Genomic DNA, 19353 nt, shown 5'->3' with positions numbered 1-19353 from the left:
GGCCATGAACCATTTTCCCAGACCACCGAATCACGCCCCACAAACGACACGCCCCACAAAAAAAGACCCGAAGGGCACCCCATTAAGCAACAGGCTCTCCTCCGTGCGCCGCGTTCTCAAAGCTGTGCCGCGACCGCGGAAGTGACCGGCACGATCGCGAGCGCGATCAGGGCCACCAGCAGCGTCTGGCCGAGCAGCCGGGGCACGAGCGGGATGGCGATCCGGCCGAACCGCTCCGGATGCCGGGCCGCGAAGGCGTTCGCCGGGAACACGGCGACGAGGAACACGATCAGGCAGACCCCGCTCGTCACAATCAGGGGTCGATAGAGCAGGCCCAGGCCGCCGGCGATTTCGCACAGCCCGGTGAGAACGACGAGCGCGCGAGGGTTCAGGATGCCCGTGGATCGCAGTCGTGGCGGGATCATCGCCGCCATCGTGCGCTGCACGGACGGCAGGAAATGGGTGACCCCCGCACCGATGAAGACCACCGCGAGAAGGAGGCGGAGGACGAATTGGACGTCGGTCAACGTAACGCTGCTCATCGCCCCATTCTGCAGCCGATAGAGTGAAAACCTAACTGGCGCCCCACGGTCGCGGCGCAAGCCCACCATTTCTGCTGCAATCGGAGGAACCTTTTTCGTGTCAAAACCAGTCGTACTTATTGCCGAAGAACTCTCGCCCGCAACCGTTGACGCCCTTGGACCGGACTTCGAAGTGCGCAACGTCGACGGCACCGACCGCCCGGCCCTGCTCAAAGAATTAGCGTCCGCCCACGCCATCCTCGTGCGCTCCGCGACCAAGGTGGATGCGGAGGCCATCGCCGCCGCACCGCTGCTCAAGGTCATCGCGCGGGCCGGCGTCGGCCTGGACAACGTGGACATCAAGGCCGCGACCGCGGCCGGCGTGATGGTCGTCAATGCCCCGACCTCGAACATTATCTCCGCGGCCGAACTCACGGTCGGCCACATTATCAGCCTCGCCCGCCACATCCCCCCGGCGCACGGCGCACTCGCCGAGGGTCAGTGGAAGCGCTCCAAGTACACGGGCGTGGAGCTCTACGAAAAGACGATCGGAATCATCGGCCTCGGCCGGATCGGCGCCCTCGTCGCCGCGCGCATGCAGGCCTTCGGCACGAACATCATCGCCTTCGACCCGTACATCACCTCGGCCCGTGCCCAGCAGCTCGGCGTGACGCCCGTCAGCCTCGACGAACTGCTCGCCCAGTCGGACTTCGTCACGATCCACATGCCCAAGACGCCCGAGACCACCGGGATGCTCGGCGCGGCCCAGTTCGCGCTGATGAAGCCGACCGCCTTCGTCGTCAACGTCGCCCGCGGCGGACTGATCAACGAGGCAGACCTGCACGACGCCCTCGTCGCCGGCACGATCGCCGGAGCCGGCCTCGACGTGTTCGTCAGCGAACCGCCGACCGGTTCGGCGCTGCTCGGTCTGCCGAACATCATCACGACGCCGCACCTCGGCGCGTCGACCGACGAAGCGCAGGAGAAGGCCGGCGTGTCCGTCGCCAAGTCGGTGCGCCTCGCGCTCTCCGGTGAACTCGTCCCCGACGCGGTCAACGTGGCCGGCGGCGTCATCGACCCGTACGTGCGCCCCGGCATACCGCTCGTCGAGAAGCTGGGCCAGGTCTTCTCCGGCCTCGCCGCGCACAGTCCCCTCACCAGCGTCGACGTGGATGTCCGCGGCGAACTGGCCGACTACGACGTGAGCGTGCTCAAGCTCGCCGCGCTCAAGGGGATCTTCACCAACGTGGTCAGCGAGACGGTGTCCTACGTGAATGCGCCGCTTCTGGCCGAGCAGCGCGGCGTTGCCGTGCGCCTGATCACCGACAAGGAATCGCCGGAGTACCGCAACGTCATCACGCTGCGCGGCGCCCTGGCCGACGGCTCGCAGGTGTCGGTGTCCGGCACCCTGACCGGCACCAAGCAGATCGAGAAGATCGTCGAGGTGAACGGCTACGAGGTCGAGGTTCCGTTCGCGGAGCACCTCATCGTGATGGTCTACACGGACCGCCCCGGAATCGTCGCCGTCTACGGCCGCGAGTTCGGTGACGCGCAGATCAACATCGCCGGGATGCAGATCGCCCGCCACGTCGCCGGCGGGAAGGCGCTCAGCGTGCTGACCGTCGACTCACCGGTGCCCGCGAGCCTGCTCACCAAGGTGCGCGACGCTATCGAAGCCGACGTGATGGTCGAGATCGCCCTCACCGAGTAACCGGCCGTTCGGTCATTCGCCCGATCACGGCGAGCAACCGGTCCAGCCTCGCCGCGGACGTCAGGTCGGCGGCGAGCTGGCCCGGGCCCGCGAGGGTTGATTCGTAGTACAGACCGTCACTGATGAGCATGACCGCCTCGGCCACGTCGGGGTCGCCCACGGCCTCCTCGATCGCTGCCAGCCACTGGCGCCGGGTAGAGGCCAGGGCCTGGTTGGCCAGCGGATGCGCCCCCTGCGCCAGGCGCACGGCCGCGGCGATATAGTGGTCCAGCCGTGTGCCCTCCCACATCGAGGTGCGGATCAAGTAGTCGATCGCGCCGGCCGGGGCCGCGCGGATCTGCTCGACGTCGTCGGCGACGAGGGCCGTGAGGCGGCCGAGCAGTCCTTCGACGAGGGCGTCCTTCGAGCCGAAGTGGTAGAGCAGGCCGCCCTTGGACAGCCCGGCGGCCACGGCCACCGCCTCGACGGTGGCCGCCCGTTCGCCGTGGTCGATCAGCAGCAGCGCGTACGCGTCGAGGACGCGGTCGCGGGTGGACACGGATGCCGGTGCGCGGCCTGCGGGGGATGCGGGAACGGAACTCATGATGCTACTGTACCGTCTGGACGGTATAGTTAGCGTCCTCCGAATCCGAAAGCAGCTTCCCGTGTCGTCCGACCTCCGCCAGACCGTCCCCGCAGTCCCCGACCTCAGCCCCCGCCGCCGGTGGTGGGCGCTGGTCGTGCTCATGCTGCCGGTGCTCCTGGTCTCGATCGACAACACCGTGCTGGGCCTCGCCCTGCCGGCCATCTCCGAGGCGCTCCGGCCGACGGGCGTTCAGCTGCTCTGGGTGATCGACATCTACCCGCTGATGCTCGCCGGGCTGCTCGTGGCCATGGGAAGCCTCGGCGACCGGATCGGGCGCCGTCGCCTGCTCCTGATCGGCTCGGCCGGCTTCGGCACCGTCTCCGTGGTGGCGGCCTTCGCCCCGAGCATCGAATGGCTCATCATCGACCGCGCCGTGCTCGGCGTGTTCGGCGCCATGCTGATGCCGCCGACCCTGTCGCTGCTCCGCTCCGTCTTCACGGAGCGGGACCAGCGACGGCTGGCGATCGCCATCTGGGCGAGCGGTTTCGCCGCCGGCAGCGCGCTGGGCCCGGTCGTGGGCGGCGTGCTGCTGGAGCACTTCGCCTGGGGTTCCGTCTTCCTGCTCGCCGTGCCGCTGCTCCTGCCGCTGCTCGTGCTCGGCCCGCTCCTCGTTCCGGAGTCGCGTGACCCGAACCCCGGCCGGATCGACCTGCCGAGCATCCTGCTGTCCCTGGCCACCATGTTTCCCGTCGTCTACGGCATCAAGGTGCTGGCCGAACACGGACCCTCGCTCGCCACGATCGGGCCGATCCTGCTCGGGCTGGTCGCCGGCATCCAGTTCGTGCGCCGCCAGCCTCGCCTGGCCCAGCCGATGATCGACCTCGCGCTGTTCCGCACGGGCGCCTTCAGCGGGGCGATCGGCGTCAACCTGCTCAGCGTGGTCGCCCTCGTCGGCGGATTGTTCTTCCTGTCCCAGTACCTGCAGCTCGTGCTCGGCCTGTCCCCGCTGGCGGCCGGCCTGGTCCTGGTGCCCGGTCTGACGGCCATGATCGCGGCCGGCCTGGTGATCGTGCCGATCTCCCGGCGCGTGCGGCCGTCGATCGTGGTGCCGGCCGGCCTGCTGATCTCGGCCGGGGGTTACCTGGTCATCGCCCTCGGCGGGGCGACGCTGGACGCGGTCGGGGTCGCGCTCGTGTTCGCCCTGCTCGGCATCGGAATCGGCGCGGCCGAGACCGTGTCGAACGAACTCGTCGTGGCGACCGCTCCGGCAGACAAGATGGGCGCGGCATCCGCGGTCGGTGAGACGGCCTACGAGCTGGGCGCGGTGCTGGGCACGACCATTCTCGGCACCATCCTGACCGCCGCCTACCGAGGGTCGGTTGTGCTGCCGGAGGCGCTGAGCGCCGCCCAGCGGTCGGCCGCGGCGGAGACGCTCGGTGGGGCCGTCGCCGTGGCCGGCGCCCTTCCGGCCGGCCAGGCCGGGCTGCTGCTCGCCTCTGCGCGGGATGCCTTCGGCACCGGCATCGGGCCCACCGCCTGGATCGGGGTGGGCCTGGTGCTGGCCGCGGCCGTCGTGGCACTGCTCACGCTGCGCACGGCGCGGTAGCGGGACCGCTGCGCGGCGTGAGGCGTGCCGGACGGATCAGATGTCGTCGATCGAGCGCTTCTCCTGCGTGACCTGCTCGCCGTCGACGACGGCGCTGCGGGTGGTGCTCACGCTGGTGCGCTTGCGGGTGAGGAGCACGATCCCGAGGATCATGATCACGGCTCCCGCGCCCATGAAGATGTAGCCGACGAAGTCGAGGTCGATCCAGTCGACGCTGATGTTCAGCGCGAAGACGAGGATGGCGCCGACGACGACGAGGAAGATACCCAGTCCAAGGCTCATGATTTACTGCTTTCTCTGGCTGCCAGGCTGTGCTGTCAGGGATTGTGTTGTCAGGAGTTGTCCAGCTTAGACAATCGATCGCTCGCAGTAGGGTTTATCTACAGGTAAATCCCAGACATACGGAGCCGAATGTCCACTCAAATCAAGCTCGCCGTCATTCCAGGCGACGGGATCGGTCCCGAGGTCGTCGCTGAGGCCGTCAAGGTGCTCGAGGCGGCGACGGCCGCTGACGACGTCTCCTTCGACCTGACCTGGTTCTCGCTCGGGGCCGCACGGTTCCTCGAAACCGGTGACGTGCTCACCGACGAGGACCTCGCCTCCATCGCCGCGCACGACGCGATCCTGCTCGGCGCCGTCGGCGGAGTGCCCGGAGACCCCCGCCTGGCCAACGCGAACATCGAGAGAGGCTTGCTGCTCAAACTGCGGTTCTCCCTCGACCACTACGTCAACCTGCGGCCCAGCGTGCTCTTCCCCGGAGTGCCCAGTCCGCTCGCCGCTCCCGGCAACGTCGACTTCGTCGTCGTGCGGGAGGGAACCGAGGGCCCGTACGTCGGCAACGGCGGCGCGATCCGCCAGGGCACGGCCCACGAGGTGGCCAACGAGGTGTCCGTCAACACCGCCTTCGGCGTCGAACGCGTCGTCCGGTACGCCTTCGCGGTCGCCCAGGCCAGGCCGGGCCGGCACCTCACCCTCGTGCACAAGACCAATGTGCTCGTCTTCTCCGGCAGCCTCTGGCAGCGCATCGTCACCGCCGTGGCGGCTGAATTCCCGGAGGTGAGCGTCGATTACCTGCACGTCGACGCGGCGACGATCTTCCTGGTCACGAATCCGAGTAGGTTTGATGTCATCGTCACGGACAACCTCTTCGGCGACATCCTGACCGATCTGGCGGCCGCAATCAGCGGCGGCATCGGCCTCGCGGCCTCCGGGAACATCAACCCTGACGGCCGGTTCCCCAGCATGTTCGAGCCGGTGCACGGATCGGCACCCGACATAGCGGGCAAGCAGCTGGCCGACCCGACGGCAGCCATCCTGTCGGTCGCGCTCCTCCTCAGCCACCTGGGTCTGACGGATGCCGCGGCGAGGGTGACGGCCGCGGTCACCGCCGACATCGCTGCTCGCAGGGGGGACGGTGCCGCCACGGCACCGCGCAGCACCACCGACGTGGGCAACGCCATCGTGACCCGACTGACAGACAAGGGACTCCAATGAGCCAGGCAGCACCGAGCCAGACAGTACCGAGCCAGACCGCACCGACCGAGACGAACGTCACGGCCCCGCTGACCTTCAGCATCACCCGGGCGACCGCGCCCCGCACGAAGGCCGAGCGCGACGCCATCCTCAGCGACCCCGGCTTCGGCAAGCAGTTCACCGACCACATGGTCGCCATCGACTGGACGCTCGAGGACGGCTGGCACGACGCCCGCGTCACCCCTTACGGCCCGCTCCAGCTCGACCCTGCCTCCTCGGTGCTGCACTACGGCCAGGAGATCTTCGAGGGCCTGAAGGCCTACCGCCACGCCGACGGGTCGATCTGGACCTTCCGTCCGGAGAAGAACGCGGAGCGGCTGCAGCGTTCGGCCCGCCGCCTCGCCCTGCCGGAACTCCCCGTGGTCGATTTCATCGAATCGATCAAGCAGATCATCGCCGTCGACGGTGACTGGGTGCCCTCCGCGGCCGAGACGAGCCTGTATCTGCGCCCGTTCATGATCGCCAACGAGAGCTTCCTCGGCGTGCGGGCCGCGCACAAGGTCGGCTACTACGTCATCGCCAGCCCCGCGGGGGCGTACTTCACGAACGGCGTCGCGCCGATCAAGATCTGGCTCTCCACCGAGTATTCCCGGGCCGGACGCGGCGGCACCGGCGCGGCCAAGTGCGGCGGCAATTATGCCGCCTCGCTGCTGCCCCAGATGCAGGCCTACGACAACGGCTGCGCCCAGGTGCTCTTCCTCGACGGCGAGACCAGCAGCCGCATCGACGAACTCGGCGGCATGAACGTCTTCTTCGTCTACGGCACCCACAAGCTCGTCACCCCCCGCCTGACCGGGTCGATCCTCGAGGGCGTCACCCGGGACAGCATCATGCAGCTTGCCCGGGACCGCGGGATGACCGTCGAGGAACGCGACGTGACCCTCGGCGACTGGCGCGACGGCGTCGAATCGGGCGCCATTACCGAGGTGTTCGCCTGCGGCACCGCCGCGGTCGTCACCCCGATCGCCGAACTCAAGGGGCCCGACCTCTCGATCGGCAATCCGGATGCCCCCGCCGGCGAGATCACGATGGCGTTGCGCCAGGAGCTGACCGACATCCAGTACGGCCGCCTGCCCGACCGGCACGGCTGGCTCGCCCGACTCGACACCCCGGCGGGACAGGCGTGAAGGTCGCGCGGTTCAGCCACGGCGACATCATCGCCTTCGGGATCATCGACGACGACGAACTGGTCGTGCTGAAGGGGGACCCGATGTTCGCCGGCTACGACCCGACCGGGGAACGGATCGGCTTGCGCGAGGTCAAACTGCTCGCCCCGGTGATCCCGCGGTCCAAGGTGGTCGGGATGGCCCACTCCTTCTACGCGAACCGCGAGGAGCAGGCCGCCGGCGAGCAGAGGGAGCCCCGGTTCTTCCTCAAGCCGAACACCGCCGTCGTGGGCCCCGGCGACCCGATCGTGCACCCGGCCCAGTCCGGCGACGTACGGGTCGAGGGGGAACTCGCCGTCGTCATCGGCAAGATCACCCGGAACGTGTCGGTCGAAGACGCCGAGGACGCCATCTTCGGGTACACGATCGCCAACGACGTGACCGCGCGCGACCTCTACGAGCGCGACGAGGACCTGACCCGGGCGAAGAGCTTCGACTCGTTCTGCCCGCTCGGACCGGTCATCGACACCGAATTCGACTGGACCGGCCTGTCCCTGCACGGGCGCATCAACGACGAGCCGTTCCAGTCCGGCGACGCGGCCCTGCTCCGGCACACCATCGCGGAGATGGTCTCGTTCGTCTCCGGCGTCTTCACGCTCCTGCCGGGCGACGTCATCCTGACCGGCGCGCCGGGGGCATCCGGAGCCGTCGTCGACGGTGACACCGTGCAGGTCGAGATCGCCGGGATCGGCGTGCTGTCGAACCCGGTGCGGCGCGCCTGAGCCGGGCTTGCCGCCTGATCGTCAGGCGGAGCCGGGGAACCAGTACCGGATCTGGACCGTCGCCGTGTCGAGCAGCGCCTGCGATTCGGCCGCGTTGACGCGGGCGAGCAGCATGGCGCTCATCCCCAGCGACGCGAGGGTGCGGGCGCGCTCGGGGGCGCGGTCCGGCCCGGAATCTCCCGCTGCGACGGCGGCCGCCCGGAGGGCGTCCTGAAGGGTGTCCGTCAGTTCGGACCGGTAGCCGTCGACGACCTGGCGGGCCAGGTCGTCGTGTCCGGCGAGGCCCGCGGCACAGTTCACCAACAGGCAGCCGCGGCGCGGGGAGTCCTCCGGCAGGGCGGAGACCGCCCACCGGAGGTCGTCGAAGTAGGCGAGCAGCGAGACCCGGCCGATCCCCGGCCCGGTCAAGATCCTCAGCCGCGGCCGGATGACGGTGCCCTGGTAGTCCTCGACCGCGGCGTCGAAGAGCCCACGCTTGCTGCCGAAGGCGTGGTAGATGCTGGATCTCTTCAGCCCGGTCGCCTCTTCGAGGTCGGCGAGCGAGGCCGCGTCGAAGCCCTTGTCCCAGAACAGGTCCCTGGCCGCCTGCACGACGGAGGTGCGGTCAAAGCTCTGCAGCCGTCCCATGGTGTTTCCTCCGTTTTCCCTGTGAGCGGTTTTGTGTATCGCTCAGTACACAATATATATTAGACCATCCGTTACAAAATAGCAGAGGAGCCCCCCATGGCCTCGTCCATCACCAGCACCCAGATCCAGCTCGTCGCCCGCCCCGCCGGCTGGCCGACGGATTCCGACTTCGGCACCATCCGCATCGACCTGCCCGAGCTGAGCCCCGGCCAGGTTCGCGTGGCCAACGAGTTCGTCTCCGTCGACCCCTACATGCGCGGCCGGATGAACGACGCCAAGTCTTATTCCGCCCCCTACGCGATGGGTGAGACCATGACCGGCGGAGCCGTCGGGCGCGTCGTTGCCTCGGCCTCCGACACGATCGGCGTCGGTGACGTGGTGGTGCACCAGTTCGGTTGGCGCGACCTGGTGCAGGAGGACGCCGCCGGGTTCCGCGTCGTCCCCGAACTCCCCGGTGTGCCGCTCTCGGCCTACCTCGGCGTTCTGGGCATGACGGCGCTCACCGCCTACGTGGGCCTGCTCGAGGTCGCCGGCCTGAAGGAAGGCGACACCGTTTTCGTCTCCGGCGCGGCCGGGGCCGTTGGCAGCATGGTGGGACAGATCGCGCGGCTCAAGGGGGCCAAGCGTGTGATCGGCTCCGCCGGGTCGGCCGAGAAGGTCGCCCTCCTCACCGAGAAGTACGGCTTCGACGCCGCCTTCAACTACAAGGACGGCGAAATCGCCGGACAGCTCGCCGCCGCAGCTCCGGAGGGAATCGACGTCTACTTCGACAACGTCGGGGGGGAGCACCTCGAGGCGGCACTGGCCAGCTTCAACGACGGCGGACGCGCCGCCCTCTGCGGCGCGATCTCCGTGTACAACGACACCGAGGCGGCCGGCGGACCCCGCAACATGGCGAACATGATCGGCCGCGGGCTGACCCTCAAGGGCTTCATCGTGGGCAATTACGTGCAGCACTTCGCCGCGTTCTCCACCGATATGGCCGGCTGGCTCGCCTCGGGTGAAGTCGTCTTCGACGAGACCGTGGTCGACGGGATCGACCACGCGGTCGACGCCTTCCTCGGCCTCATGCGCGGCGAGAACACCGGCAAGATGGTCGTCCGCACGGGCGAGCTCGTCCCGGCCGTCTGATCGTCACGCACAATTCCCCGCACGATTCCACCCACGACTTCACGCACGAATCCACCGAAAAGAGAAAACTCATGATCCACGTACTCTTCGTTGTCAGCGCCGCTGACCACTGGACCTTGAACGACGGCAGCCTGCACCCCACCGGGTACTGGGCCGAGGAACTCGCCGAACCGCACCGCCTCTTCACCGAGGCCGGCTGGAAGATCAGCATCGCCACCCCCGGCGGCGTGGCCCCGACGATCGACGCCGTCAGCCTTCGCCCCGAATCCGCCGGGGGAGAGGACCGCGCCGCCCAGATCATCGACTACATCGGCACCATCTCGGGCGAGCTCGACGAGCCGCAGAGCCTCGATGCCATCGACGTGGCCGACTACGACGTGGTGTTCTACCCGGGCGGACACGGCCCGATGGAAGACCTCGCCGTCGACGTCGTCTCCGGCCGGATCCTGACCGAAGCCCTCGACACCGGCCGGATCCTCGGCGTGCTCTGCCACGCCCCGGCTGCTCTGCTCGCCGCGAAGCGCTCCGACGACAGCTGGCCGTTCACCGGCTACCGGATGACGGGCTTCACCGACGCCGAGGAGGTGCTCGGCGGCCTGGCCCCGAAGGCGCCGTGGCTCGTGCAGAGCCGCCTGGTCGAACTGGGCGCCGATTTCATCGCCGGCGATTCGTTCGCCCCGCACATGGAGATCGACCGCAACCTCTACACCGGGCAGAACCCGGCCTCTTCGGCCGAGCTGGCCCGGGCGATCATCGCCGCCGTCGCCGACAAGGAGTAGCAGCAGGATTGGTCGGGGTCACCGGCGCAGTGCCGCGAGCACGGCGTCGACGTCGCCCAGGTCGTTCCAGAGATGGAACGCCACCCTGGCCCGTCCGGCCCGGCCCGACGCCGTGATCCCCGCGGCGGCGAGGCCGGCCAGGTCGCTGCCGTCGGCATCCGCCCAGGTCACGATCGCCTGACCGTTCGCGGGGATGCCGAGGCCCCGGCAGAGCGCGTCGCCGAGACCGGCGTCGTGGCGCCGCACCTGCTCGAGATCGAGCGAGGCGACGAACGCCAGGGCTTCCCGGGCTCCGACCCAGGCCGGCCAGGCGGGGGACACGTCGAAACGGCGGGCGTCCTCCGCCAACGCCATCTCTGGTCCGTAGCAGGACTGCCACGGATCCTCCCCGGCATACCAGCCTGCCTGGCTCGGCCGGAGCCGGGCGGCGAATTCGGGGAGCACCGTCAGGAACGCCGCACCCCGCGGCGCGCCGAGCCATTTGTAGGCGTGGCAGATCGTGGCGTCGAAGTCGCCGGCGGCCACCGGCATCCAGCCGGCCGCCTGCGTGGTATCGCAGAGGGTGAACGTTCCGTGGGCACGGGCCGCGCGGGTGATGCCGTCCGCGTCGGCGAGTCGCCCGGTCGCGGACTGCACCAGCGAGAACGCCACCAGCCACGTGTCGGCCGTGACCATTCCCGCGAGGTCGTCGAGCGCGGCGTGCCGCACCCGAACCCCGCGGTGGGCCTGCTGCAGGAACGGGAACACCATCGAACTGAAGTCGCCGTCCACGCAGAGCACCTCGGCGCCGTCGGGCACCGAAGCCGCGACCATCGCCGCCAGCACGGATGCCTGCGATCCGATCGCCACGGCCCCGGCCGGAACGCCGACGAGTGCCGCGTAGCTCCGCCGGGCGGCCGCGATGTCGGCCGCGTAGCCGGCCGGGCAGGCCTCGCCGCGCGCCCACCGCTCGCCATCCTCGCGGAGCGCCGTCACGGTGCCGATCGTGGGCAGGCCGAGCGTGCAGGCGGCCAGGTAGCGCCCCATGATCGGAGCGTATGCTGCCTTCGCCTGCACCACGGTGAGAGCGGCGGCCGGGATGGGCGGCGTGGGCAGGGACGGCGTGGACAGGGACGGAACGGGCATGAGTCCATCGTCCCTTTGCCCTTTTCATTCGACAATCCCCGGTATCTGATCGAATCCATAAGCAATGATTATGATTACGACATGACGCTCACCCGGCCGGAGGCCCTCGATCTCGACTCCCAGGCGCTGCGGGTCGTGCAACGAATCGCCGAACTGGGCTCGATCACCGCGGCGGCGCGCTCCCTCGGCTACAGCCAGCCGGCGGTGAGTCAGCAGCTCAAGCGGCTCGAGGCCCGGATCGGCATGCCGGTCGTCAGCCGGGTCGGCCGCGGCGTGCGCCTGACCGAGGCCGGCCGCATCCTCAGCCGCTACGCGGTCAGCGTCACCACCGCCCTCGACGCGGCGGCCGGGGAGCTCGGCGAGCTCGCCGGGCTGCGGTCGGGGCGAGTGCGGCTCGCCTCCTTCCCCTCGGCGTCGTCGACGATCGTGCCGACCCTGCTGCGGGAGCTCGCGACCGTGCACCCGGGGCTGCAGTTGAGCTACCGCGAGGCCGAACCGCCCGAGGCCGTGCAGTTCGTGCGCGACCAGGCAGCGGACCTCGCCATCACCTTCAGCTATCCGGGCGACCCGGGCGACCCGCACCGGTCCAGCGCCAGGGGCCTCGCGGTGCTGCCGCTCTGGCGGGATGAGATGCTCGTGGTGCTCCCGGCCGCGCATCCGCTCGCGACCCGCACCGTGGTCGACCTGGCCGACCTCGCGGCGGAGAACTGGATCGCCAACTGCCCCCGCTGCCGGGCGCACCTGCTCGCTCTTGCCGAGCCGCGCGGGTATCTGCCCCGCATCGCCCACGAGACCGATAACTTCGTCGCGGTGTTCGGCCTGGTCGCCGCCGGTCTCGGGGTGGCGCTAGTGCCCACCCTGGCCGTGGCGGCATCCGCCCTGCCGCCGGGCGCGGTGGCCCGGCCGACTTCGGGCGGCGACTTCCGCACCATCCACCTCGTCGCCGCTTCCGGCTCCGACCTGATCCCGGCGGTGGCGGCCACGACCCGGGCCATCACCGGGCTGGACGAGGGCGTCTGGGCCCTCTCGGGGGTGGAACGCCTTCGCTAGGATGAACAGCGTATGTCTACGACACCAGCACACCCATTCTCGACCGCGACCGGCACCGATGTGCGCGTGCGGTTCTGCCCATCTCCCACCGGAACGCCGCACGTCGGCCTGGTGCGCACCGCGATGTTCAACTGGGCCTACGCCCGGCACACCGGCGGAACGTTCATCTTCCGGGTGGAGGACACCGACCCGGCGCGCGACACCGAGGAAAGTTTCGTGCAACTTCTCGAAGCCCTGCGCTGGCTGCGCCTCGACTGGGACGAGGGCGTCGACATCGGCGGACCGCACGGACCGTACCGGCAGTCCCAGCGCTACGACATCTACCGGGACGTCATCGCCAGGCTCACCGAGTCCGGCCACATCTACGAGAGCTTCGCCACCGGCGAGGAGATCGAGGCCCGCAACGTGTCGCTCGGCCGCGACGCGAAGCTCGGCTACGACAACTTCGAGCGCGACCTGACGGACGCGCAGAAGGCCGCGTACCGCGCGGAGGGTCGCTCGCCGGCGCTCAGGCTCAAGGTCCCCACCGAGGACATCACGTTCGACGACCTCGTCCGCGGGGAGATCACCTTCCCGGCCGGCTCGTTCAGCGACTTCGTCGTCGTGCGGCCCAACGGGCATCCGCTCTACCCGTTCGTGAACCCGGTCGACGACGCCCTGATGGGCGTCACCCACGTGCTGCGCGGCGAGGACCTGCTCTCGTCGACCCCGCGGCAGATCGCGCTCTACCACGCGCTGATCGAGATCGGCCTGACCGACTTCGTGCCGCGCTTCGGCCACCTGCCCTACGTGATGGGCGACAAGAACAAGAAACTCTCCAAGCGCGACCCGGAGTCGAACCTGTTCCTGCACCGCGAGCGCGGGTTCATCCCCGAGGGCCTCGTCAACTACCTGTCGCTGCTCGGCTGGTCGCTCTCGCACGACCGCGACGTCTTCTCCGTCGAGGAGATGGTGGCCGCGTTCGACGTGGTCGACGTCAACCCGAACCCGGCCCGGTTCGACCTGAAGAAGGCCGAATCGATCAACGGCGACCACATCCGTCTCCTCGACCCCGCCGACTTCGCCGCCCGGCTCGTGCCGTACCTGGCCGCCGCCGGGATCGTCACCGAGCCGCTGACGGATGCCGAACAGGCCATCCTCGAGGCCGGCGCGCCCCTGATCCAGGAACGCATCGCCCTGCTCGGCGAGGTCCCCGGCATGCTCGGCTCGCTCTTCATCTCCGGTGACGCCCTCGTGCACGAGGCCGACGCGCTCGCCTCGCTGCCGGCGAACACCGCGGAGATCCTCGCGGCGTCGGCTGCGGCGCTGCGTGACATCCCCGAGGCGGAGTGGGCGCACGAGCTCGTGCACACGACCCTGGCCGCGACGCTGATCGAAGGGCTCGGGCTCAAGCCGCGGATCGCCTTCGGGCCGCTCCGGGTGGCCGTGTCCGGACGCAAGGTCTCGCCGCCCTTGTTCGAGTCGATGGAGATCCTCGGCAAGACCGAGTCCCTTGCCCGGCTCGACGCTTTGGCGGCCGTTCGGGCCGGCTGACGCCGATGCGCGCGTCGGTTTGTCCTCTTCCCGTCGGTAGGTTAGAGTTACAAACCGGCCCGCTCTTCGGAATGGGCATTGGGGTATGGTGTAATTGGCAACACGACTGATTCTGGTTCAGTTGTTCTTGGTTCGAGTCCAGGTACCCCAGCTTCGAGTAGAACCCCCGCTCACGCGGGGGCTTTTGCATTTGGGCGACCCCCAGTGGAGCCATTTCCGAATCTTGCGACCAGAGCCGGGCCCGGGCTCGCGACAATGGCTCCGGCGTGACGGCTTCTGGCCTTTTGATTGTGGCGACACAATGCACGGAGACGCCAGTTTGCCCAAGAATATGATTCAGGAGTCATATTGAGAAGGTGAGGGACTGTTGTGGCCGCTTCATCCACTCTCGTCCGGGCCGCTCGCCGGAGTAGGCATCTCACTCAGGCGAGACTTGCAGAGTTGACCGGCATCGATCAGGCCAGCGTCTCCCATCACGAGCGCGGAAGGGACGCTGCGTACAGCACGGTTGATCGTCTGCTCGCCGGTGCCGGACACCGCCTGTACGCCGCTCCCACACGTCGAGACGATGCCGCCAGCGCGGCAGAGGCGATCCGTGAATATCTTCGGGTGAAGGACACCGACCGGGCGCTCCGGGCGCTCCTTCGATTGAACGATAACCTCACCGCCGAACACGGACTCGTCCGAGGAATTCTTGGGCTGACGGAGCCCGAACCCACCGGGAACCGGTGTGGGATGCTGCAATCGCGGCGCTCGTGGCGTGGAGGCTCAATCAGGAGGACATCCCGCTCCCAGAATGGGTGAACAACCCCGATCGCGCACTCGCCGAACCTGTCGTCCTCCGGGTCGACCCGGCCGACCCCGCGCCCGAGCGTGGCGACGTGTCGAACGAGTTCGCCGACCGCGGTGTCCTTGCTTGGGCAGACACCTTCGCGAGCGTCTGATGTCAGCCACTGCGCTAGAGCGTGGCGACATCATCGTCGGTCTCCGAGATTCTTGGGGACTTTCCGAGCGGGACGGTTCGTCATCGTACTCGCGAGGGCTAGCCGGATCGACTGTGATTGTACTGCCCAGGGCGCGCCGTCTTCAGTCAAGCCGCCCGTAAGGCGCACGTCGCCTGGCTCTCGCCTCGGGCGAAGCAGGGGAGTGGCTCGGTGCTCTTGTCCGGGTACCGCGGAGGAACCGTCGCCGATATGGCGGGTGGGTGCTGGTGTGTTTCATGAGGCGGTGAAGGCCTCCCCGTTCCTCGGGAGCCAGTTGCCACCGTTGGCGTGAGGGCGCTCAAAGCTGATCGGCCTGCCGCGCGCCGTCGGCCAGGTAGTTGAGTCAGTGATTTGCACGTGCACGTGTGGCTGCGTGCTGTTACCCGAATTTCCGCATGATCCGATTGTCTCGCCGACCTTGACCACTGATCCAACTGCGACGCTCACCGATCCACGCTGGAGATGGGCGATGAGCACAAAAGGCCCGGCAGAATCCATCGCGATGACCACGTGATTCCCCGCGATCGCACGCACGCCCTTACGAACCCGGCGAGCCTGGGAGAGCGCGTAAGGAATCAGCGTCAATTGTGAGCGCCGAGCCTCGTGATCAAGCTCGCCGTCGATCGCGGCAACGACAGTGCCCGATGCCGGCGCCAGGATCGGGGCGCCGAATCCGACAAATACCTCTGGGGGCTCCGTTGCCAGCACCGAGCGCCAATCGCGCTTCGCCGAACGGCCGCGTTCGTCGACGGCGATGAAGTCGATTGCGAATGTTGTGCCGAACAGATGGGTGCCATGGCTGGGAACACGGTTCGCCGGACTGTTCTCTGCGATCCACCGGCCAAGGAATGGCAGTCGCAGCACTACTGGCGAGGTGTGCAACGTACGAGCACCTCCGGCCGCGAAGAAGTCGCACGGACCGCCCGAGCGACACGCTCAGTGTAACGAGAGGCACGAGTCCACCGAGCCCGACCGGATCGTTCCGGGTCGAGGCGTATCGCCCGCGAGCCGGACCTTGACGGTCACAGAGTCCGCCGCGAGGCGTTCGCGCCCCCACCGATCACCGGAGTCTCACTGGGGAACCTTCTACGGGCGCGCAGCATTTGCGCTCCGTCCATCTCCGCATTGTGAGGAGTTGCGTTCGGCCACTCGTGCCGGAGTCCGTCCGTGCGGAGTGGATTGCCTGGTCGACGGCGCTGCGGCTGGTGAACCGCACCGGAGTTGCCGTCGCGGTGAGCCAGCTGCCGTGTGCGGTGTGATGCGAGATTCTCGCGGTCTATTTCGGTCGTTCGGCCAGATGCACGTCGACGATGTCACCGATCCGCTTGCCGACAGCATTTCGCAGTGCCGCGTTGAGGGAAAGGAAGTGGCCGCCCTGCCCGTCGGGCATCAGTGTTTCGGCGAACGGATGACCATCGATCGTTCCATCCACCTTGATCGTGCGTCCGGTGCCAAAGAAGGTTTTCGACTTGGGAACCGCCACCACTGTCCACGAGGCGGGCATCGCTGGATGAGCCAACGGGCTCGAAAAGTGGAGTTCAGGTCGCTGGGCGGTCATCGAGCTGTTCCTCGGCTGAATTCGGCGAGCGTGTCGGCCATCGCGTGGGGCTCCCACTCGTGGTCGGCGCCGGGTACCCGCCCCCACTTCGCATCGGGAATGGCGGAGGCAATGGACTCTGCAGCGGGCACCATCACCTCGTCGTAGCTCTTCGTGCCCACCATTGCCAGCACCGGCACCAGGATGCCTTCGAACAACTGTGAGTGCGGTGCCGATTCCGCCCAAGCGAGCGAGTCGGCGTCAGGCTGCAGACTGTCGGCCTGAGTAATCATTGCCGGGATCGATTTCACGATCTCGAGGATCTCCGGCGGCATGTCGTGCATGTACAGGTCAAGGGCGCGCTTCCGCTCTCCTGCGGCGAGCAGTTCGCGAAGGTCATTCGCCAGCTCCTTGGCACCGCTGTCCGGTGGAGCGAGGGGCGCTTCCCAGAGAGCGAGACCGGTCACGGAGATTCCCTTCGTCGCGGCCAACAGCGCGAGTGAACATCCGGATGAGTGCCCGCAGAGCAGGGCGCTGCCGCCTGCCACTTCTACCAGTGCAGAGATGGCAGCCAATTCACGGTCGAGGGTGATCGGCCCGTGTGCGCGGCTGTCCCCTCGGCCCACTCGGTCGTAGACGATGGTAGTCAAACCCTTGTCGGCGAGGAGCTCCGCGGTCGAAGTCGTGACCGGGTCGATCTCGCGCCACGGACCGGCGCCGGCGACAAAGATCACCGATGGACCGGATCCGCGAAGATCGTAGGCGACACGGTCGTGCAGAGCGGTTGTCACAAAGCTGGACATGGACATCCTCATTTCGAGTCAAACTAGACTGGACTGATCAGTACCGCTGTGTTCAAAACTAGACTTCCTGGCGGTGTGCGGTCGCTGTCCACGCGGCTGCCCACCGTCTTAAAGCTGCTCGCCGGAACCAGCCCTGCCAGCGCCGCCCTCGGAGAGGTTTCAGAGCCGCGCCGTGACGGTGATCGCTTGTGCATGGTGCTTTCGAGGCCGGCCGAGCCGAATGTCGCGATCAGGGCCCGAGTTGCGTCGTCTGTCGCCGCTTCCAGTCCATCGGTTTCTCTGGACTCGATCTCAGCCCGCACTGGCGTGCCCTGGCACACTCCGATCGCGGCCTTGCGAGATGAGTCTGCGCGACTGGGTAGGCGCACCGTTGCGAACGCGACGTTCGAGAACCCTGACTTCATGAGCTCGGACCTCATGAGGTCCACGTCGAAGTATCCAAACGGGATTCGTTCGATGAAGGAGGGGGCGTCGTCGGGATACCGTTCGACCAGCGCCTCGGCCACGATGCGGGTGACGGCGTTGACCGCGAGACTGTCCCACACCGTGAAGATGAAGACGCCGTCGGCAGACAGAACACGCACCGCTTCTCGATACGCGCGTATCCTATCCGAGAAGAACATCACGCCGAACTGGCAGGCGACTACCTCGAAACTGTCATCGTCGAATGGCAGGGCCATGGCGTCGCATTGCACCCACTCAGCGTGGCCCGTCCCGACGCTCGTCGCGATGTCGATCATCGCCTGGTTCAGGTCCGTAGCCGTGATGGCGGTCCCCCTGCCGAGCACCCGTTCGAGCTCACGGGTGACGACCCCGTCCCGGCTGCCGTCTCGAGAAGCAGCGGCGGGGCCAGCGCTGCGATCCGCATCGCGATATCGATGGCGTAGGGCTCAAACAGGAGCGGCGCGAGATGGCGATGGTAGAGAACCGGGATCGAGCCTTCAAACGAGGTGTCAGAGCCAGGCATCGTCACTCCCTCCCGAGGCGCTTGTGCTCGCCACGCTAGCGAGGCATACTCCGATGGTCAACGACGAAGCGCGTGAAAGCAGTGAAGAAGGTCGGCGTCTCCGTCTGGAGCATGTGATAAATCCGGTCGAACTCATCCCGCTGAAGGTAAGCGGCGGTATCGGCTCCTGTAATCGTGAGCCAATACGAGCGGGGAGTGGCTTCAAAGCCGATGAACACTCGAGTTGAGGCCGATGCCTCAGGTGTTCCGACCTGCCAGGGCGCACGCTGGAGCCATGAATACCACACCACGCGAGGCCGTAGCGTCAGTGACGGCCAACCCTCGGCTCATCGAAGGCACCGACGAACGCTTCACCGGGTACGGGGTCATGGGCCTGCCCTACGTGAGCGGCCATTACCTGGCCCTCCGGGTTTTCGAAGCCACCTCGGTCGGCCCGTCCTACCGGGCGGTCTGGCACCACACGCCCGAAGGCCGATGGGAGATCTTTACCACTGTCGCCCCTGAGGTGAGTTGCCCTCGGTACTTCGGTTCGGAGGCGCCGGGTGAACAGGTACCGGCCATCGGTGTCAGTTGGCAGGATGGCTGGACGCTTGAGGTGACGATGAGCGACCGGTTGTCGTGGCGACTGGAGTTGGCGAGCACGCCGGCGACGCGGATGATGACCGCGATGGGCGGGGCCATGCCCGAAGGCGCCTGGAACAGCGACGCCGTTCTCGGCTCAATGGGGCCGGTGGCAGCGGCGTTCCTGGGCACTGGTCGCATGCGGTTGCACGGCGTCACGCCGAACGGGCCGTCATATAAGGCGGCACCCCAGCAAGTGTGGCGTGTTGTCGGTGGACGAGCCCGACTCGACGGCGAGGACCTCGGGGACGTTGGGCCGCTGTCCGAACAGAGCCACCTGGCCGACTTCTGGCTCCCACAAAAGGGAATCTTCTTCGTCGGACGGGCGAGTTTCGCGCCGATCCTGACGAGCACTGCCGTCCGGAGTTGACCA

Annotated in this window: 20 protein-coding genes, 1 tRNA gene and 1 pseudogene; 13 read left to right on the top strand and 9 right to left on the bottom strand. The window is 67.9% G+C overall.

The window, feature by feature from the left end:
- Positions 1-116 precede the first annotated feature (116 nt).
- Positions 117-542 carry a DoxX family protein gene (locus E3O32_RS00770; protein ID WP_134506035.1) on the bottom strand — a complete coding sequence of 142 codons (426 nt, stop codon included), beginning with the start codon at positions 540-542 and terminating at the stop codon, positions 117-119.
- Positions 543-639: 97 nt separating this feature from the next.
- On the opposite strand from E3O32_RS00770, the gene serA reads away from it, so the two are divergent.
- Positions 640-2232: a phosphoglycerate dehydrogenase gene (gene serA, locus E3O32_RS00765; protein WP_134506034.1), complete on the top strand. Its 1593-nt coding sequence runs from the start codon at positions 640-642 to the stop codon at positions 2230-2232.
- Here the strand turns inward: serA and E3O32_RS00760 are convergent.
- Entirely contained in the window at positions 2222-2815 is a 594-nt protein-coding gene (locus tag E3O32_RS00760; RefSeq protein ID WP_134506032.1) for a TetR/AcrR family transcriptional regulator, read from the bottom strand. The genes serA and E3O32_RS00760 overlap by 11 nt on opposite strands.
- 61 nt (positions 2816-2876) lie before the next feature.
- Here E3O32_RS00760 and E3O32_RS00755 point away from each other — a divergent pair, with 61 nt between their 5' ends.
- Positions 2877-4403: an MFS transporter gene (locus E3O32_RS00755; protein ID WP_241974425.1), complete on the top strand. Its 1527-nt coding sequence runs from the start codon at positions 2877-2879 to the stop codon at positions 4401-4403.
- Between the two features lie 36 nt (positions 4404-4439).
- Here the strand turns inward: E3O32_RS00755 and E3O32_RS00750 are convergent, their stop codons facing one another.
- Positions 4440-4685, bottom strand: a complete 246-nt coding sequence (locus E3O32_RS00750; protein ID WP_134506028.1) for a DUF6458 family protein — start codon at positions 4683-4685, stop codon at positions 4440-4442.
- Between the two features lie 129 nt (positions 4686-4814).
- On the opposite strand from E3O32_RS00750, the gene E3O32_RS00745 reads away from it, so the two are divergent.
- Genes E3O32_RS00745 through E3O32_RS00735 form a run of 3 tightly spaced genes read left to right on the top strand, consistent with a single transcriptional unit; the run spans position 4815 to position 7824 of the window.
- Entirely contained in the window at positions 4815-5897 is a 1083-nt protein-coding gene (locus E3O32_RS00745; protein ID WP_134506026.1) for a 3-isopropylmalate dehydrogenase, read from the top strand.
- Positions 5894-7063 (top strand): branched-chain amino acid aminotransferase, encoded by a 1170-nt coding sequence (locus E3O32_RS00740; protein ID WP_134506024.1) that lies wholly within the window; start codon positions 5894-5896, stop codon positions 7061-7063. The genes E3O32_RS00745 and E3O32_RS00740 overlap by 4 nt, the downstream gene beginning before the upstream one ends.
- On the top strand, positions 7060-7824 hold the full coding sequence (locus E3O32_RS00735) for a fumarylacetoacetate hydrolase family protein (protein WP_134506022.1): 765 nt from the start codon (positions 7060-7062) through the stop codon (positions 7822-7824). Before E3O32_RS00740 ends, E3O32_RS00735 begins: the two co-directional genes overlap by 4 nt.
- A 21-nt stretch (positions 7825-7845) precedes the next feature.
- Here E3O32_RS00735 and E3O32_RS00730 read toward each other — a convergent pair whose 3' ends face one another.
- Positions 7846-8451, bottom strand: a complete 606-nt coding sequence (locus E3O32_RS00730; protein WP_134506020.1) for a TetR/AcrR family transcriptional regulator — start codon at positions 8449-8451, stop codon at positions 7846-7848.
- A gap of 96 nt (positions 8452-8547) precedes the next feature.
- Here E3O32_RS00730 and E3O32_RS00725 point away from each other — a divergent pair, with 96 nt between their 5' ends.
- Together E3O32_RS00725 and E3O32_RS00720 are read left to right on the top strand one after the other, a co-directional pair.
- On the top strand, positions 8548-9582 hold the full coding sequence (locus E3O32_RS00725; RefSeq protein ID WP_134506018.1) for an NADP-dependent oxidoreductase: 1035 nt from the start codon (positions 8548-8550) through the stop codon (positions 9580-9582).
- A gap of 71 nt (positions 9583-9653) precedes the next feature.
- Positions 9654-10361, top strand: coding sequence for a type 1 glutamine amidotransferase domain-containing protein (locus E3O32_RS00720; protein WP_134506016.1), 708 nt, complete (start codon positions 9654-9656; stop codon positions 10359-10361).
- Between the two features lie 18 nt (positions 10362-10379).
- On the opposite strand, the gene E3O32_RS00715 is transcribed toward E3O32_RS00720, so the two are convergent.
- Positions 10380-11486, bottom strand: a complete 1107-nt coding sequence (locus tag E3O32_RS00715; RefSeq protein ID WP_134506014.1) for an aminotransferase class V-fold PLP-dependent enzyme — start codon at positions 11484-11486, stop codon at positions 10380-10382.
- Positions 11487-11567: 81 nt separating this feature from the next.
- On the opposite strand from E3O32_RS00715, the gene E3O32_RS00710 reads away from it, so the two are divergent.
- From E3O32_RS00710 to E3O32_RS17125, 5 genes are all read left to right on the top strand, one after another.
- Positions 11568-12536, top strand: a complete 969-nt coding sequence (locus E3O32_RS00710; RefSeq protein ID WP_134506012.1) for a LysR family transcriptional regulator — start codon at positions 11568-11570, stop codon at positions 12534-12536.
- Between the two features lie 12 nt (positions 12537-12548).
- Entirely contained in the window at positions 12549-14069 is a 1521-nt protein-coding gene (gltX, locus tag E3O32_RS00705; RefSeq protein ID WP_134506010.1) for a glutamate--tRNA ligase, read from the top strand.
- A 79-nt stretch (positions 14070-14148) separates the two neighbouring features.
- A tRNA-Gln gene (locus E3O32_RS00700) sits at positions 14149-14220 on the top strand.
- A gap of 218 nt (positions 14221-14438) precedes the next feature.
- Entirely contained in the window at positions 14439-14873 is a 435-nt protein-coding gene (locus E3O32_RS17850; protein ID WP_134506008.1) for a helix-turn-helix domain-containing protein, read from the top strand.
- Positions 14798-15013, top strand: a complete 216-nt coding sequence (locus E3O32_RS17125; protein ID WP_166790737.1) for a hypothetical protein — start codon at positions 14798-14800, stop codon at positions 15011-15013. The genes E3O32_RS17850 and E3O32_RS17125 overlap by 76 nt, the downstream gene beginning before the upstream one ends.
- A 273-nt stretch (positions 15014-15286) precedes the next feature.
- Here E3O32_RS17125 and E3O32_RS00690 read toward each other — a convergent pair whose 3' ends face one another.
- From E3O32_RS00690 to E3O32_RS00675, 4 genes and pseudogenes are all read right to left on the bottom strand, one after another.
- Entirely contained in the window at positions 15287-15934 is a 648-nt protein-coding gene (locus E3O32_RS00690) for a peptidoglycan DD-metalloendopeptidase family protein (protein ID WP_134506006.1), read from the bottom strand.
- Positions 15935-16328: 394 nt separating this feature from the next.
- Entirely contained in the window at positions 16329-16610 is a 282-nt protein-coding gene (locus tag E3O32_RS00685; RefSeq protein ID WP_134506004.1) for a DUF1905 domain-containing protein, read from the bottom strand.
- Positions 16607-17392: an alpha/beta fold hydrolase gene (locus E3O32_RS00680; protein WP_134506002.1), complete on the bottom strand. Its 786-nt coding sequence runs from the start codon at positions 17390-17392 to the stop codon at positions 16607-16609. The genes E3O32_RS00685 and E3O32_RS00680 overlap by 4 nt, the downstream gene beginning before the upstream one ends.
- A 23-nt stretch (positions 17393-17415) precedes the next feature.
- Positions 17416-18204: pseudogene (locus E3O32_RS00675) on the bottom strand (class I SAM-dependent methyltransferase); the annotation flags it as partial.
- 429 nt (positions 18205-18633) lie between these two features.
- On the opposite strand from E3O32_RS00675, the gene E3O32_RS00670 reads away from it, so the two are divergent.
- Entirely contained in the window at positions 18634-19350 is a 717-nt protein-coding gene (locus E3O32_RS00670) for a hypothetical protein (RefSeq protein WP_134506000.1), read from the top strand.
- The last annotated feature ends 3 nt before the right edge of the window (positions 19351-19353 follow it).

Origin of the sequence: Cryobacterium mannosilyticum, from assembly GCF_004402705.1 — a bacterium.
GTDB classification, from domain to species: Bacteria; Actinomycetota; Actinomycetes; order Actinomycetales; family Microbacteriaceae; genus Cryobacterium; species Cryobacterium mannosilyticum.
The sequence above is the reverse complement of the archived record's forward strand: the minus strand, read 5'-3'. Positions and strand labels throughout refer to the sequence as shown.